The sequence below is a fragment of the Streptomyces sp. NPDC051180 genome, assembly GCF_040689545.1.
GTDB lineage: Bacteria > Actinomycetota > Actinomycetes > Streptomycetales > Streptomycetaceae > Streptomyces.
Genome location: NZ_JBFBBC010000015.1, coordinates 56,439 through 69,827, shown reverse-complemented (window position 1 = coordinate 69,827; position 13,389 = coordinate 56,439). Strand labels below are relative to the sequence as shown.

Sequence of the window (13,389 nt, the reverse complement as noted above, 5' to 3'; positions counted from 1 at the left end):
GGAGCGGGACTCAGCCGACGAGCAGGTCCCGCTTCAGCTCCCGCAGCTCCCGGCCGTCGATGCCGAGACCCTCGCGGAGGTAGGCGGGGAAGGAGCCGTACTCCTCCTCGACCTCGTCGAAGCTCGCGTTCAGGTACCCGGGCCGCACGTCGAGGAGCGGCTTGTAGACGGCGGCCTGCCCGGCCGGCAGGTGGGAGAGGACGGCCTCGTTGGCGGCGGCCCGGTAGGTGTTGCTGGCGAGGTAGTCGGCCATGACCGTCTCCTCGGGGACGCCGAGGGCGGTCAGCAGGGCCGCGTTCGACCAGCCGGTGCGGTCCTTGCCCGCGGTGCAGTGGAAGAGGACACCGCGCCGGCCGTCGTCGCCGATGCCGTCGAGGACCGTGGTGTACGCGGCCCTCGCGGTGCCGCCGCTCACCATGAACCGGTTGCCGGCGACCATCATCGCCTCGGCCTCGGCGGGGGTCCTCGGCATCGCCGTGAAGGTGCCGGAGCCGGCGAGGACGTCGGCGACGACGCGGGTCGCGCCGGCCGGGACGCGGTCCGGGGCCGAGCTCCGCTCGGACTCCGTGCGCAGGTCGAAGACGGTCCGGACACCGAGCCGCCGCAGCGTGGCCAGGTCCGCGTCGGTGAGCCGGTCCAGGGAGTCGGAGCGGTAGACCTCGCCCATCCGCACCCACCGGCCGTCGCCGGTGCGGTAGCCGCCCGCGTCGCGGACGTTGACGGCGCCCTGGAGCCGCACCAGCCGGTCGGCGAGGTGCAGCGGGGTGCCCCGGTCGGGGACGAGGTCGAACCAGCGCCGGTCGGCGTCGGCCAGACCGGAGACCGTGACCGAGCCGGTGGCGCCGCCGCGCGCGACCGTCCGGCCGTCGGTGCGGATCGTGACGCCGCGGGTGCCGGGCGCCGACCAGGTGACGGTGAACGTGCCGCCGGCGTTCTCGGTGACGGTCGCGGCGGTGAAGGGGATCCGGTGCCGGGTGTGCGGGTGCGCGGAGGCGGCGGGGGCGGTGAGTCCGAGGAGCAGCGCGGCGGCGACGGCCGCGGTCGAGACGGTCCTGACTCGTGTCACGGGGTTCATGCGGCAGATGGTTCGAGCCGCGCTCGAACCTCGGGTGAACTGCGGTCAAAACCGGTCTGAAGGGAGTCGGATCACATAACGTTCCGCCCCCTGGCCGGGCGTACCCGGTCGATTACAGTGCGGCGAAGGAACCGTCAGCGAACCGCCGACCGGGGGAGGGCACGTCGTGGCCACGACAGCCGCAGCCGTGTGGGGCCGTGCCGAGCAGCAGGACTTCCGGGCGCGGGTGCGGGGCTGTCTGCTGGGCGGGGCACTCGGCGACGCGCTGGGAGCCGGGGCGGACGGACGGTCGCTGGAGGAGCTGCGCGCGGCCCACGGACCTGACGGACTCGGCGAACCGGTCCCCGCGTTCGGCCGCCGGGGGGCCGTCACCGCCGCCACCCAGATGACCCTCTTCACCGTGGACGGCCTCATCCGCGCCCAGGTCCGCCGCGACACCGGCGCCTGGCACCCGCCCACCGACGTCCACCGGGCCCATCTGCGGTGGGCCGCCACCCAGCGCGACTGGGGCCCCGACGAGCGCCGGAAGGACAACGGCTGGCTCGCGTGCGAGGAATGGCTCTACACCCGACGCAACCCGCCCCGGTCCTGCCTCACCGGCTTCGGCGACGAGCGCCTCGGCACGCTCGGCAGCCCCAAGAACCCCGAGGCCGCCGACTCCGGCGCCCTCGTCCGCTCGGCCCCCTTCGGCCTGCTCGTCGGCTGGGAGCCGCAGCTCGTCTGCCAGCTCGCCGTCGAGTGCGCCGCCCAGACGCACGGGGCCCCCGCGGCCGGCCTGGCGGCGGGCGCCTTCGCCGTCGTCGTCCACGGCCTCGCCCGCGGCGGCTCCGTCGAGACGGCGGTCGCCCGCGCCCTGGAGCAGCTCGCCGCCCGCTCGGGCCACGAGCCCGTCACCGAGGCCCTCGGCCGCGCCCTCGCGGCCGTTCGGGAGGGCGCCCCGGACGCGGACCGGGTCACCGCGCTCGGGGCCGCCGAGGACCGGGCCGAGGGGCAGCTGGCGGCGGCCGTCTACTGCGCTCTGGTCGGCGAGGACGTACGCCACGGGCTGCGGCTCGCGGTGAACCACGACGGGCCCTCCGCGGCGACCGGCGCGCTCACCGGCGCGCTGCTCGGCACCCTGCACGGCGAGACGGCCCTCCCGCCGGCCTGGCTGGCCGAGCTGGAGGGCCGTGCGACGGTCCTGGAACTGGCCGACGACTTCTCGATGGAGATGACGCAGGGCGCCGCCCTCCACTCCGCCGCCGACGCCTCCCCGGGCTGGCTGGCGCGCTACCCCAGGGGCTGATCGGTCCGCGCGCCGGCCTGTGCGGGCACGGCGCCGTCCCCGTCCGACCCGATCCGGTCCAGCAGGGCGTCCCGCTCTGGGGTGTCCTCCGGCTTCACCAGGCCGATCAGGACGTACAGCACGAGCGAGGTCGCCAGCGGGGAGACGATCTGGATCTGGAGCTCGACGCCGTCCAGGCCGTAGTTGGTGAGCCAGAAGACGAAGAGCCCGGCCGCCCAGGAGACGAGGGCCGCCGTGGGGCCCGACTTCCGGAAGGTCCGCAGCAGACCGAGCATGAAGGGGATGGCGATCGGTCCCATCAGACCGGCCACCCACTTGATGACGACGGTGATGATGTCCTTGAAGGTGGGGGAGTTGACCTGGGTGGCGACCGCCATCGACAGCCCGAGGAACGCGATCGTCGACCAGCGCGCGGCCAGCAGCCCGGCCCGCTGTCCCCAGCCGCGCGCCGCCTTGCTGAGGACGGGGGCGATGTCCCGGGTGAAGACGGCCGCGATCGCGTTGGCGTCGGAGGAGCACATGGCCATGGTGTGCGAGAAGAAGCCGACGACGACCAGGCCGAGGAGGCCGTGCGGCAGCAGCTGCTCGGTCATCAGGGCGTAGGCGTCGGAGCCGTCGGGCTTCTTCGGGTCGACGAGCAGCGGCGCGCACCACATGGGGAAGAAGAGGACGAGCGGCCAGACGAACCAGAGCACCGCGGAGAGTCGGCCGGACCGGGTGGCCTCGCGGGCGGACGGGGTGGCCATGTAGCGCTGGGCCTGGTTCCACATGCCGCCGCTGTACTCGAAGGTCTTGATGAAGAGGTAGGCGAGGAGGAACGTCAGCGTGTACGGGCCTGCCGTCGGCGCGGTGTGCCCCTGGAGCTCCGGGCGGTCCCACACCGTCCACAGCGCGCTGACCCCGCCCAGCTTGCCCAGGACGGCCACGAGCATCGCGACGCCGGCGAGGAGCTGGATGACGAACTGGCCGAGTTCGGTGAGGGCGTCGGCCCACAGCCCGCCGACGGTGCAGTACACGCCGGTGACGACGCCGGTGATGAGGATGCCCTGGTTGAGGGAGATGCCGGTGAAGACGGAGAGCAGGGTGGCGATGGCGGCCCACTTGGCGCCGACGTCGACGATCTTCAGCAGGACGCCGGACCAGGCCAGTGCCTGCTGGGTCGGGAGGTCGTAGCGGTCCTTGAGGTACTCCAGCGGGGAGGCGACGCTCAGCCGGGAGCGCAGCCTGTTGAGCCGGGGCGCGAAGAGATGGGCGCCGATCGCGATGCCGATCGCGATGGGGAAGGACCAGGTGACGTAGGAGGTGACGCCGTAGGTGTAGGCGATGCCCGCGTACCCGGTGAACATCACGGCGCTGTAGCCCGACATGTGGTGGGAGATGCCGGAGAGCCACCAGGGCATCCGGCCGCCCGCGGTGAAGAAGTCGGCGACCGTGTCCACGCGCTGGTGCGACCAGACGCCGATCGCGACCATCACGCCGAAGTAGCCGATGAGCACGGCCCAGTCGAGACTGTTCACTGCGCCCCCTCCATGAGATCCGGTCCGTCATGTGAACGCGGTTCATCGTGTGGGGAGTTGTGAGGCAGGGACAATCCGAGAGCAGGTCAAGGGCAGGTAAAATCGTTCTGCTCACTGATCCCTGTTCAAGGATGTGAATCCCCTTGTGAGGCTCAGCGCATCAGCTCCCCCGCGTTGACCAGCAGCGACTGGCCCGTGATCGCGCGCGCCCGGTCCGAGGCGAGGAACGCCGCCGCCTCCGCCACGTCCCCGTCCGTCGCCAGCTCCGGCAGCGCCATCCGCTCGGTGAGCCGGCCGAGGACCTCCTCCTCCGTGACCCCCTCGGTGTGCGCCGCGAACCGCACGTACGCCTCCACCGGCGGCCCCCACATCCACCCCGGCAGCACGGTGTTGACCCTGATCCGGTGCGGCCCCAGCTCGTGCGCCAGCGAGTACATCGCCGAGGTCAGCGCCCCCTTGGAGGCCGCGTACGCCGCCTGCCGGACCTGGGTGGGCGCCGCCACCGCCGACTGCGTCCCGATCAGGACCACCGACCCGCCGCCCGCCTTCAGCGCGGGCAGGCACGCCCGGGTCATCCGCAGCGTGCCGAGCAGATTGACGTCGAGCACCCCCTGCCAGGTGGCGAAGTCCGCGTCCTCCAGGCCCCCGAAGTAGGAGTCCCAGGCCGCGACGTGGACGACCGCGTCGATCCCGCCGAAGCGCTCGACGGCCAGCGCCGCCAGTGCCCCGCACTGCTCCTCGTCGGTGATGTCCGTCGCCCGGTACGCCGTGCGGCGCCCGTCCGGGTCGATGTCCGCGGCCGACTTGGCCAGATTGGCCTCGGTGCGCGCGCCCAGCACCGCGTTCCCGCCGTCCCGCACCACCGTCTCGGCGACCCGGTGGCCGAGCCCGGCGCCGACCCCCGACACCACGACCGTCTTCCCCTGGAGCAGCATCCGGACCCTCCTCGACCCTGGCCAAGTATCTGACGGTCCGTCAGAGTAGGTGCCCGCCACCTACTTGGGAAGGGGTACGGAAGTGAGCGAGGAGACCCGCAGCGAGACGTACGCGGAACTGGCGTCCGTCGGACCGTACGGCGTCCGGCCCGGCCACGCGCTGATCACCATGGTCGAACCGCATCCGGGCCAGGAGTACGCCTACAACCGCTGGTACGAGGACGACCACTACTACGCCGGCGCCATGGCCATGCCCTGGATGTACGCAGGCCGCCGATGGGTCGCCACCCGCGACCTCCAGGAACTGCGCAGCCCCGAGAAGTCCGCGGTCGCCCAGCCCGTCACCGCCGGCTGCTACCTCTCCACCTACTGGATCACCGACGGCCGCTACGACGACCACATGAAGTGGACCGTCGGCATCAACAAGCGGCTCAACCACGACGGGCGCGTCCACCAGGCCCGCACCCACGTCTTCACGTCCTTCCAGGACCACGCGGCGACGGTCTACCGCGACGGCGCCGCCGGCCCCCGCGACTTCCACGCCCTGGACCACCCCTACGCGGGGCTGATCCTCCAGGTCCTCGACACCGACGGCCCCGAGGCCCGCGCCGCCCTCCTCGACCGCCTCCGCACCCGCGAACTCCCCCGCCGGCTCGCCGGCTCACCCGCGGCCATGGTCACCCTCTTCCGCCCGACCCCCCTGCCCGGCGACCGCATGACCTACGTCAAGCAGGTCGAAGGCGTCGACACCCGCCTCACCCTGCTCTGGTTCCTCGAACAGGACCCCCGCACCTGCTGGCCCGACCACTTCGCCGACCTCGCCACCCTCGGCGGCGACACCGCCCGCGTCGAGCTCGTCGCCCCCTTCATCCCCACCGTCCCCGGCACCGACCGCTACGTCGACGAACTCCGCTGAACCCGAAGGGCCCGGAAAAACGGCCGAGCCCCCTCGGCCAGGACGGCGGACCGGACGAGAGGGCTCTTCATGCACTGCCGATGACGGCTCGCGCGCATCGGGGGCTCAGAGCGCCCCGGCGCTCACCTCGCCGACGAACGCGTTCCACGATCCCGGACCGAAGTTGATGGACGGGCCCTCCGGGGCCTTGGAGTCCCGCACCGCGATCGCGGCCACGACCGGGGACTTCACTTCGACGCAGGCGCCGTTCCCGCCCGAGTAGGAGGACTTGGTCCACGTGTCCGTCGCACCCTGGATGATCGCCATGCTCAACTCCGGTTTCTGCCAGTGAGTGTCGCGCCGACGTTCTCGCCGACGTGATCGACGCTACTCGCCGGTCCCGTCCGACGGGACCGGCGTTCACACGACCGGGTGGCATATTCCAGCTGCTCTTCCGTGGGAGCGATCACGGGGTGTACGGTGCCTGCCCCGGTCGCTCCGAACTCAGCCCTGTGCGTGCTTCTTGGCCATCTTCGCGATGAACTCACGCGTCTGGTCCACGTTCAGCGCCTGCGCCCTGAGGTGCTCGTACATGACGCTGTACTTGCTCACGTCGGGCGCCTTCTCCAGGTACAGGTCGCTCGTCACGCCCTCGATGTAGACGACGCTGGAGTCCGAGGTGTCGGGGAACTCCAGGATCGAGTACTGCCCGCTGATCCCCGGGTGCGCGCCCATCTCGAACGGGATCACCTGCACGGTGACGTGGGGCAGGTGCGACTGCTCGATCAGGTGCTCCAGCTGCTGCACCATCAGCTGCCGGCTCCCGACGATCCGGTGCAGCGCGCCCTCGTCGATCACCGCCCACAGCCGCAGCGGCCGCTCCTCGTCCCGGATCCGCTCCTGGCGGCGGGTGCGGACCGTGACCCGCTTCTCGATGTCCGCCGGGGCCGACTCGGGCAGCGCGCCGGAGATCACCGCCTCCGCGTACGCGTGCGTCTGGAGCAGTCCGGGGATGATCTGCGGCTCGTACATCCGCAGGCTCTCCGCGTCCGTCTCCAGCCCGATGTAGACGCTGTACGGGATGTCGCCGAAGGCGTGCCACCAGCCCTGCTGGCGGGAGTCCTTGGCCATCTGCATGAGGGAGTCGACCATGCGCTCGTCCTCGACCTCGTACACCCCGCACAGGTCGCGCACGTCGCGCTGGCTGATGGAGCGGCGGCCGTTCTCCAGCCGACTGATCTTGGACTGGGAGACGAGGAGGCGCTCGGCGACCTGCTCGGCCGTCATGTTCTTCGCCTCGCGGAGCTTGCGCAGCTCCTGGCCCAATCGGCGTCGCCTGACGGTGGGGTTGACGTTGGACGCCACGGAAACTGCACCTCCGGCTGGGGTCTGCTGCGTAGCTGTGCGTATCTGACGCTTGGCAGACTGCCACCTGGGCGGGGTGTGCGCCGGTAAAACCCGACAACGCACATGTGCGGGGCGGTCGTCCAGACCGCCCCGCACAGCTGTGCGGCTCCCGGTGGGGTTCCTGGTGCTTCTCGTGCGGTGGTGTCAGTGCACCGCCGCGCGGGCCATGCTGCCCCGCGGCTGCGCCGGCACACCCGCGGCCGGAGCGCGGCGCGGTTGCGCCGCGGCACCGTTCTGGACGTCCATCACGGCATGCGCCACGAGGCCGCCCATCGGGTCGTGCCGGATCAGGTCGCGCAGCCGGGACCGCGACGACCTGCCTTCGTTGCCGGGGTAGAGGTGCTTGCCGAGACCGACCGCGTGGGCCAGCGCGGCAAGCGCCGCGGTCCGCGGGTCCGGCGGTACGCCGGTGCGGATCGCACTGTCCAGCCGGGAACGGATCTCCCGACTGATCGCCGTGTCCGTCGCCTGGTAGCGAGTCGTCGGCAACACCCCGCACATCTGGCCCTCCACGGCATGCACCATGCCGCATCGCTCCAGATGCGAGAGATACGTCTGACGGAGCCCCAGTCGGGGTCCGCCGATCCAGTGGACGGCCCGAACCGGGCTGCCGCGCCTGCGCAACAGCTCCAGTGCGGAGTCCAAGGTCGGATCTCCGGTCGGCCGTGGCATCACCACGGCGATACGATCCCCGTCAGGGGCTATCCGGCCTGCCAGTGCCAGCTCCACTAGCTGTGCACCGGCCAGACCGAGGTCGAGCGACTGCGGCTGCGCTGTGGTACCCGTGGTCGGGTCCAGAGCGAGCAGCAGAAGCTCCTCCGGAATGGTTCTGCGGCTCCTGCCCATCCATGCCTCCCCGCGTGGATGAATGACAGGGTGACCCCTCTCACATTCATCTGTCGAGAGTGCCTGGGTGGTTCATCCGGGAACCAGTAGGTATGTCGTTCTCGTCTAGCACGGGAGCCAAGGGGTTCACACAGGACACTGGTAGACGGTTCGGACGTACGTATGACGCATGGAGGAGGCACGGTGGCGGGCGAGTCCCCCGACAGGGCGGAGCAGCAGGGGTCGTCGCAGGAGACGGTGGCCCCGGGTGGCGGCCGGGATCCGCGGCTCTCGGTCCTCCGCGAGTCAGAGCCCCCGTCGTCGGCGCCCGCCCCGCGGGTCGAGGTCGACCAGCCGACCGCCGTCTTCAAGAACCTCGCCCCCCGCACACCGGACGACGACGCCCCGAAGCCGGCGGCGGACGACGCGCCGGAGCCGGCCGTCGAGGACGCTGCGGACGTTGCGGACGCGGCGGGCACCCCCGCTTCGGAGGGGTCGGACTCCCCGGACGCGGCCGCCGACCCCGAGCCGGAGAGCGCGCGCCTCAAGGCCGCCGTGGCGGCCTGGGTCGCGACCGCGGACGCGCCGCGGGGCGACGGCGGGACCGGAGAGGGAGAGCAGGCCGACGAGGCCGACGAGGCTCCTGGGGCGGCTGAGGCCGCCGCGGACGCCCCCGAGAGCGCCGAGGACGCGTCCGGGGCGCCCCAGGGCGCTCCTGAGGCCGCCGTGGCCGCGTCCGGAGCCGCCGAGGCGTCCCTCGACGCGACCGGGCCCTCCGCGGACGCGCCCGCCTCCGTGGACGCCCCCGAGGGCGACGAACCGGACGCCGGGCCCGAGGACGACGAGGACGAGACCGAGCCCGAGTCCGACGAGGAGGCCGGCGACGAGGGCGAGCCCGACGACGAGGCCGAGCCCGAAGCGGACGACGAGGGCGACGAGGAGCCGGTCGAGGACAGGGCTGCCGCCGAGACCCCGGCCGGGGACGGGGCTCCCGCCGGCGGCAAGGCCGCCGCCGCGTCCTGGTTCGCCGCGCGCAAGCCGTCCGCCGACGCCGGTGTCGAGACCGACGCGAAGCCCGCCGCCGACGCGAAGGCGGCGGACGAGCCCGCCGACGCCGAACCCGATGCCGAATCCGACGCCGAGTCCGGCGACGGGTCCGGTGACGACACCCCCGTCGACCAGCCGACGGCCATGTTCAAGATGATCCGGCCGCCCGTCGTGGACCAGCCGACCACCGCGCTGAAGCTGCCGGCCTCCCTGACCGGGAACCCCGACAGCGAGCGCACCAGCACGTTCCTGCCGCTGCGCCCCGACATCCCCGCCGAGCGCACGTCGCAGGAGGCCACTGCGGCGCCCGCGGCCCCCAAGGCCCCCGCGACGCCGTCGGCCCCCGCGGCCCCCAAGGCCCCCGCGACGCCGTCGGCCCCCAAGGAGCCCGAGCGGAAGGCGGCCCCCGTGCCGCCGCCGGCCGCGGTCGCCGAGCCGGAGCGGACCCGGCAGCAGCCGCTGCCGCCGCTGCCCCCGCTGGACCTGCTCGCCGAGCTGACCAACACGCCGCCCCCGCCGCCGAACGCGCTGCGGACGACGGTGCGACGGCTGCGGATCTGGACCCCGCTGGTCCTGCTCCTCCTGATCGTCTTTGCGATCGTGCAGATGGTCCGCCCGCTGCCGGCGCCCGTCCTGACGCTCTCCGCCGCCCCCACCTACTCCTTCGCGGGCGGCCCGCTGAACATGCCGTGGCCGAACGAGGGCCAGGGCGCCGTCGAGGTCGAGGGCGTCGGCTCCATGGGTCTGTACGGACCGCAGAAGCCGGCCCCGATCGCGAGCGTCACCAAGACGATGACGGCGTACGTGATCCTCCGCGACCACCCGATCAAGGGGAAGGCGGGCGGTCCCGAGATCACGGTCGACAAGAAGGCCGCCGACCAGGCGAAGGCCGCGCACGAGTCGACCGCGCACGTCCAGGAGGGCCAGACCTACACGGAGAGGGAGCTCCTCGAGCTCCTCATGATCCCCTCCGCGAACAACGTGGCCCGGCTGCTCGCCCGCTGGGACGCCGGCTCGGAGGCCGCGTTCGTCGTCAAGATGAACGCCGCCGCCAAGGAGCTGGGCATGACCCAGTCCACGTACACCGACCCGTCCGGTCTCCTCGACAGCACCGTCTCGACCCCGCAGGACCAGCTGAAGCTGGCGAAGGCGGTCATGCAGTACGACGTGTTCCGCGAGATCGTGAACATGCCGAACGTGACGGTCGACGGCATCCCCGGCCGCATCGAGAACAACAACAACATCCTGCTGGAGCCGGGCGTCAGCGGCATCAAGACCGGTTCGTCCACCCCGGCCGGCGGCAACCTGCTCTGGTCGGCGAACACCGTGGTGGACGGCCAGAACCGCCGCATCCTCGGCATCGTCATGGGGGCGAAGGACGCCGAGCAGCTGAACGACAAGCTGCAGCTCGCCATCGACAACAGCCTCAAGCTGATCCAGCAGGCCCAGAAGGACGTCACCTCCGCCGCCGTCGTCAAGAAGGGCCAGGTCCTCGGCTACGTCGACGACGGCCTCGGCGGCCGCACCCCGGTCGTGGCCACCAAGGAGCTCAAGGCGATCGGCTGGCCGGGGCTCAAGGTGAAGCTGGAGCTCACCGACGGCGGCAAGGCCCTCCCGCACTCCGCCAAGGCGGGCGACATCGTCGGCCAGGTGTCCATCGGCACAGGCGCCGGCAAGGTCAGCTCCCCGGTCGCCCTCCAGGGCGACCTGGTGGAGCCCGGCTTCGACAAGAAGCTCACCCGGGTGGGCTGACCGGCCCGGGCCGAGTGGTCGCACCCCACTCGGCCGGGCCGGGCGGCGACCCCGGCCGGCCGGGCGCCCCGGAATCCCGGGGCGCCCGGCTGTTAGCGTTTCCGGGGGACGAGAAGCACGCGCGATCCACGCGAGAAGCGAGACGGGCAGCACGGGAAAGGGCCGCAGTGACCACCGCCGAGCCGAGACGCGCCGACCGCGCGGACTCCGACCCCGACGCCTACCGTGGGACGCGTGACACCCGCGACGCCCGTGACGCCGTCGGCGGCCCGGGCCCTGATACCGGGCTCTCTTCGCTCTCGCGAATAGTGCTTCCGACTCAGCGTCCCGCCCCCGCGCCCGCACCGGCCTCGCCCGCGCCTCCGCCGCGGCGCAAGCGCCGCTACACCGTCATGGCGGCCACCGGGCTCGCCGCCCTCACCCACGTCCTGTGGTTCTTCTTCTTCGCGAACAGCGGCGGGGACCTCGCCGCGCAGGACGCCTGGGCCGAGTTCGTCGGCCGGCACCCGGACTCCGCGTACAACCTGGCCTGGTACGGCGGGATGCACCCCGTCTCGTACAGCGTCGTCTCGCCCTATCTGATGTCGCTGCTCGGCGTCCGCAGCACCATGATGGTCGCCGGCACCCTGTCGGCCCTGCTCACCTCGCTCATCCTGGTGCGGGTCCCGGCCGTCCGGAACCCGCTGGCCTGCTCGATCGCGGCCGTCTTCGCGTTCCTCTGCAACGCCCTGTCGGGCCGGGTCACCTTCGGCCTCGGCATGATGTTCGCGCTCGGCGCGGTCGCCGCCGTCTTCTGCTGGCCGCACCGCTGGCGCCGCAAGCGCTGGGCCAAGGCCGTGGTCGCCGCCCCGCTCGCCGGACTCGCCACCGCGTGCAGCCCGGTCGCCGGACTCTTCCTGGGCATCGCGGCGGCGGCGCTCTTCCTCAACAAGCGGCGCCCCGGCGCGTACGCCCTCGGCCTGGCCCCGGTCGCCGTGGTCGCGCTCTCCTCCTGGCTCTTCCCCTTCTCGGGCACCCAGCCGATGGCCTTCGGGTCGACCGCCCTGCCGCTCGCCTTCGGCGTCCTGGTCTTCCTGCTCGTCCCGTCGGACTGGCGCACGGTCCGCACCGCCGCCGCCGTCTACACCGTCGGCACGCTGCTCACCTGGCTGATCGACTCGCAGATCGGCTCGAACATCTCCCGGCTGCCGATGCTGTTCGCCGGGGTCGCGCTGCTCGCCGCCCTGCCGTACACGGCGCCGCGCTCGCGCCGCTGGTACGCCCTGCTGCTCGCCTTCGCCGGGCTGAACTTCTGGATCGGCTTCAAGGGCGTCGACGACGTCATCCGCACCGCCCCGGACGCCTCCTGGGCGCGCGAGCTGGCCCCGCTGGTCAACCAGCTCCAGGTGCGCGACGCCCGCAAGGCGCGGGTCGAGGTCGTGCCGGCCTCCAGCCACCGCGAGTCCTCCGCCCTCAGCCCGTACATCAACCTGGCGCGCGGCTGGAACCGCCAGGCCGACATGGAGCGCAACCCGCTCTTCTACGACGACACCCTCGACGCCGTGAACTACCAGGACTGGCTCGACCGCTGGGCCGTCCACTACGTCGTCCTGCCCACCGGCGCCCCCGACTCGGGCGCCGAGCGCGAGGCGGAGCTCGTCGAGGACGGCCTGCCCTACCTGAAGCAGGTCTGGTCCGACGCGAACTGGCGCCTCTTCGAGGTCGAGGACCCGACGCCGCTGGCCGACCCGCCCGCCCAGGTCCTCAGCGCGGAGGAGAACGAGGTCGTCATCCGCGTCGAGAGCCCCGGCCGGGTCCTCATCCGGGTGCCGTACTCGCCCTGGCTCGCCCTCGTCGACGAGGACGGCGGCAAGATCGAGGCGCCCCAGGAGACCGAGGCGTCCAAGCTGGCCCGCGAGGAGTCCGACACCGAGATCCCCAAGGTCTTCGCCAACGAGAAGGGCTGCCTCTTCAAGGCGGAGGCGGACACCGAGGGCGACGAATGGACGACGCTCGTCGCCCCCGAGGCGGGCGTCTACCGCCTCGCCGCCCCGTACAAGCTCTCCCGCGGCACGGCCTGCCCGGAGGAGCTGCGCTGAGCCGGTGCGCCCGCCCGCCCGCGCGGGCGGGTCACGGCGTGCGGTAGCCGGCCAGCATCCGCCGCATGCCGAAGGCGTGGCCGCCGCTGCCGATGACGAGGGCCCGGTAGATCCGCCCCGCCACCCCGGGGAACTCCGCCCGGGTCTCGGCGGCCAGCCGCGTACGGCCGTCCTCCAGGGGCCGCAGCCGGAAGACCAGGCTGTACGTCGAGAAGCGGTGGGCGCCCGCGAGCGCCAGCTCCCGCCCCGGGACGGCCGCGACCACCCGGAAGCCGGGATACGCCGATCCCTCCGCGAGCGGCCGCGGACCGGCCGCCTCCCGCGGATCGCCGCCCACCAGCCGGACGTACCGCGCCCCGCCGGCGCCGGACAGCGAGCGGTCCAGCCGTGTGACGAGCCGGTGCCACAGCTCCTCGGCCCCGGCCTCCACCGTCACGGTGTGCTCGTCCACGAACGGCAGCGAACCCGCCGCACCTGTCGTCATCGCCGTTCCCCCCGGTCGTACGTGATCACGATCCGATGCTAGAGCGTGTCCTGACGATCGGACCGGGCCCGGGGCCCTCCCTCCGATCG

11 protein-coding genes are annotated in these 13,389 nt (G+C 72.6%); 4 read left to right on the top strand and 7 right to left on the bottom strand.

Annotation, left to right across the window (positions count from 1 at the left end; all coding sequences use genetic code 11):
• Positions 1 to 10 precede the first annotated feature (10 nt).
• Positions 11 to 1,075 (bottom strand): tyrosine-protein phosphatase, encoded by a 1,065-nt coding sequence (locus AB0424_RS24755; RefSeq protein WP_366308711.1) that lies wholly within the window; start codon positions 1,073 to 1,075, stop codon positions 11 to 13.
• 166 nt (positions 1,076 to 1,241) lie between these two features.
• Here AB0424_RS24755 and AB0424_RS24750 point away from each other — a divergent pair, with 166 nt between their 5' ends.
• Entirely contained in the window at positions 1,242 to 2,360 is a 1,119-nt protein-coding gene (locus AB0424_RS24750) for an ADP-ribosylglycohydrolase family protein (RefSeq protein WP_366308710.1), read from the top strand.
• Here AB0424_RS24750 and AB0424_RS24745 read toward each other — a convergent pair.
• Both AB0424_RS24745 and AB0424_RS24740 read right to left on the bottom strand, forming a co-directional pair.
• Positions 2,345 to 3,877 (bottom strand): sodium:solute symporter family protein, encoded by a 1,533-nt coding sequence (locus AB0424_RS24745; RefSeq protein ID WP_366308709.1) that lies wholly within the window; start codon positions 3,875 to 3,877, stop codon positions 2,345 to 2,347. The genes AB0424_RS24750 and AB0424_RS24745 overlap by 16 nt on opposite strands.
• Positions 3,878 to 4,029: 152 nt before the next feature.
• Positions 4,030 to 4,812 (bottom strand): SDR family oxidoreductase, encoded by a 783-nt coding sequence (locus tag AB0424_RS24740; protein WP_366308708.1) that lies wholly within the window; start codon positions 4,810 to 4,812, stop codon positions 4,030 to 4,032.
• Positions 4,813 to 4,894: 82 nt separating this feature from the next.
• On the opposite strand from AB0424_RS24740, the gene AB0424_RS24735 reads away from it, so the two are divergent.
• A complete protein-coding gene (locus AB0424_RS24735) occupies positions 4,895 to 5,728 on the top strand; it encodes a hypothetical protein (protein WP_366308707.1) in 834 nt (277 codons plus the stop codon).
• Between the two features lie 105 nt (positions 5,729 to 5,833).
• Here AB0424_RS24735 and AB0424_RS24730 read toward each other — a convergent pair whose 3' ends face one another.
• The 3 genes from AB0424_RS24730 to AB0424_RS24720 form a co-directional block, all read right to left on the bottom strand.
• Positions 5,834 to 6,034 carry a DUF397 domain-containing protein gene (locus AB0424_RS24730; protein WP_366308706.1) on the bottom strand — a complete coding sequence of 67 codons (201 nt, stop codon included), beginning with the start codon at positions 6,032 to 6,034 and terminating at the stop codon, positions 5,834 to 5,836.
• A gap of 177 nt (positions 6,035 to 6,211) precedes the next feature.
• Entirely contained in the window at positions 6,212 to 7,072 is an 861-nt protein-coding gene (locus tag AB0424_RS24725; RefSeq protein WP_366308705.1) for a helix-turn-helix transcriptional regulator, read from the bottom strand.
• A 186-nt stretch (positions 7,073 to 7,258) separates the two neighbouring features.
• Complete coding sequence (locus AB0424_RS24720) at positions 7,259 to 7,960, bottom strand: GPP34 family phosphoprotein (RefSeq protein ID WP_366308704.1); 702 nt, start codon at positions 7,958 to 7,960, stop codon at positions 7,259 to 7,261.
• A gap of 162 nt (positions 7,961 to 8,122) precedes the next feature.
• On the opposite strand from AB0424_RS24720, the gene AB0424_RS24715 reads away from it, so the two are divergent.
• Both AB0424_RS24715 and AB0424_RS24710 read left to right on the top strand, forming a co-directional pair.
• On the top strand, positions 8,123 to 10,738 hold the full coding sequence (locus AB0424_RS24715) for a D-alanyl-D-alanine carboxypeptidase (RefSeq protein WP_366308703.1): 2,616 nt from the start codon (positions 8,123 to 8,125) through the stop codon (positions 10,736 to 10,738).
• A gap of 305 nt (positions 10,739 to 11,043) precedes the next feature.
• Complete coding sequence (locus tag AB0424_RS24710) at positions 11,044 to 12,816, top strand: MFS transporter (protein ID WP_366308814.1); 1,773 nt, start codon at positions 11,044 to 11,046, stop codon at positions 12,814 to 12,816.
• Between the two features lie 31 nt (positions 12,817 to 12,847).
• On the opposite strand, the gene AB0424_RS24705 is transcribed toward AB0424_RS24710, so the two are convergent.
• Positions 12,848 to 13,300 (bottom strand): hypothetical protein, encoded by a 453-nt coding sequence (locus AB0424_RS24705; RefSeq protein WP_366308702.1) that lies wholly within the window; start codon positions 13,298 to 13,300, stop codon positions 12,848 to 12,850.
• Between the last annotated feature and the right edge of the window lie 89 nt (positions 13,301 to 13,389).

Coding starts and splice junctions, on each gene's coding strand:
- AB0424_RS24715 (WP_366308703.1), top strand. CDS start 8,123: ATGACGCATGGAGGAGGCACGGTGGCGGGCGAGTCCCCCGACAGGGCG.
- AB0424_RS24740 (WP_366308708.1), bottom strand. CDS start 4,812: ATGCTGCTCCAGGGGAAGACGGTCGTGGTGTCGGGGGTCGGCGCCGGG.
- AB0424_RS24705 (WP_366308702.1), bottom strand. CDS start 13,300: ATGACGACAGGTGCGGCGGGTTCGCTGCCGTTCGTGGACGAGCACACC.
- AB0424_RS24730 (WP_366308706.1), bottom strand. CDS start 6,034: ATGGCGATCATCCAGGGTGCGACGGACACGTGGACCAAGTCCTCCTAC.
- AB0424_RS24755 (WP_366308711.1), bottom strand. CDS start 1,075: ATGAACCCCGTGACACGAGTCAGGACCGTCTCGACCGCGGCCGTCGCC.
- AB0424_RS24720 (WP_366308704.1), bottom strand. CDS start 7,960: ATGGGCAGGAGCCGCAGAACCATTCCGGAGGAGCTTCTGCTGCTCGCT.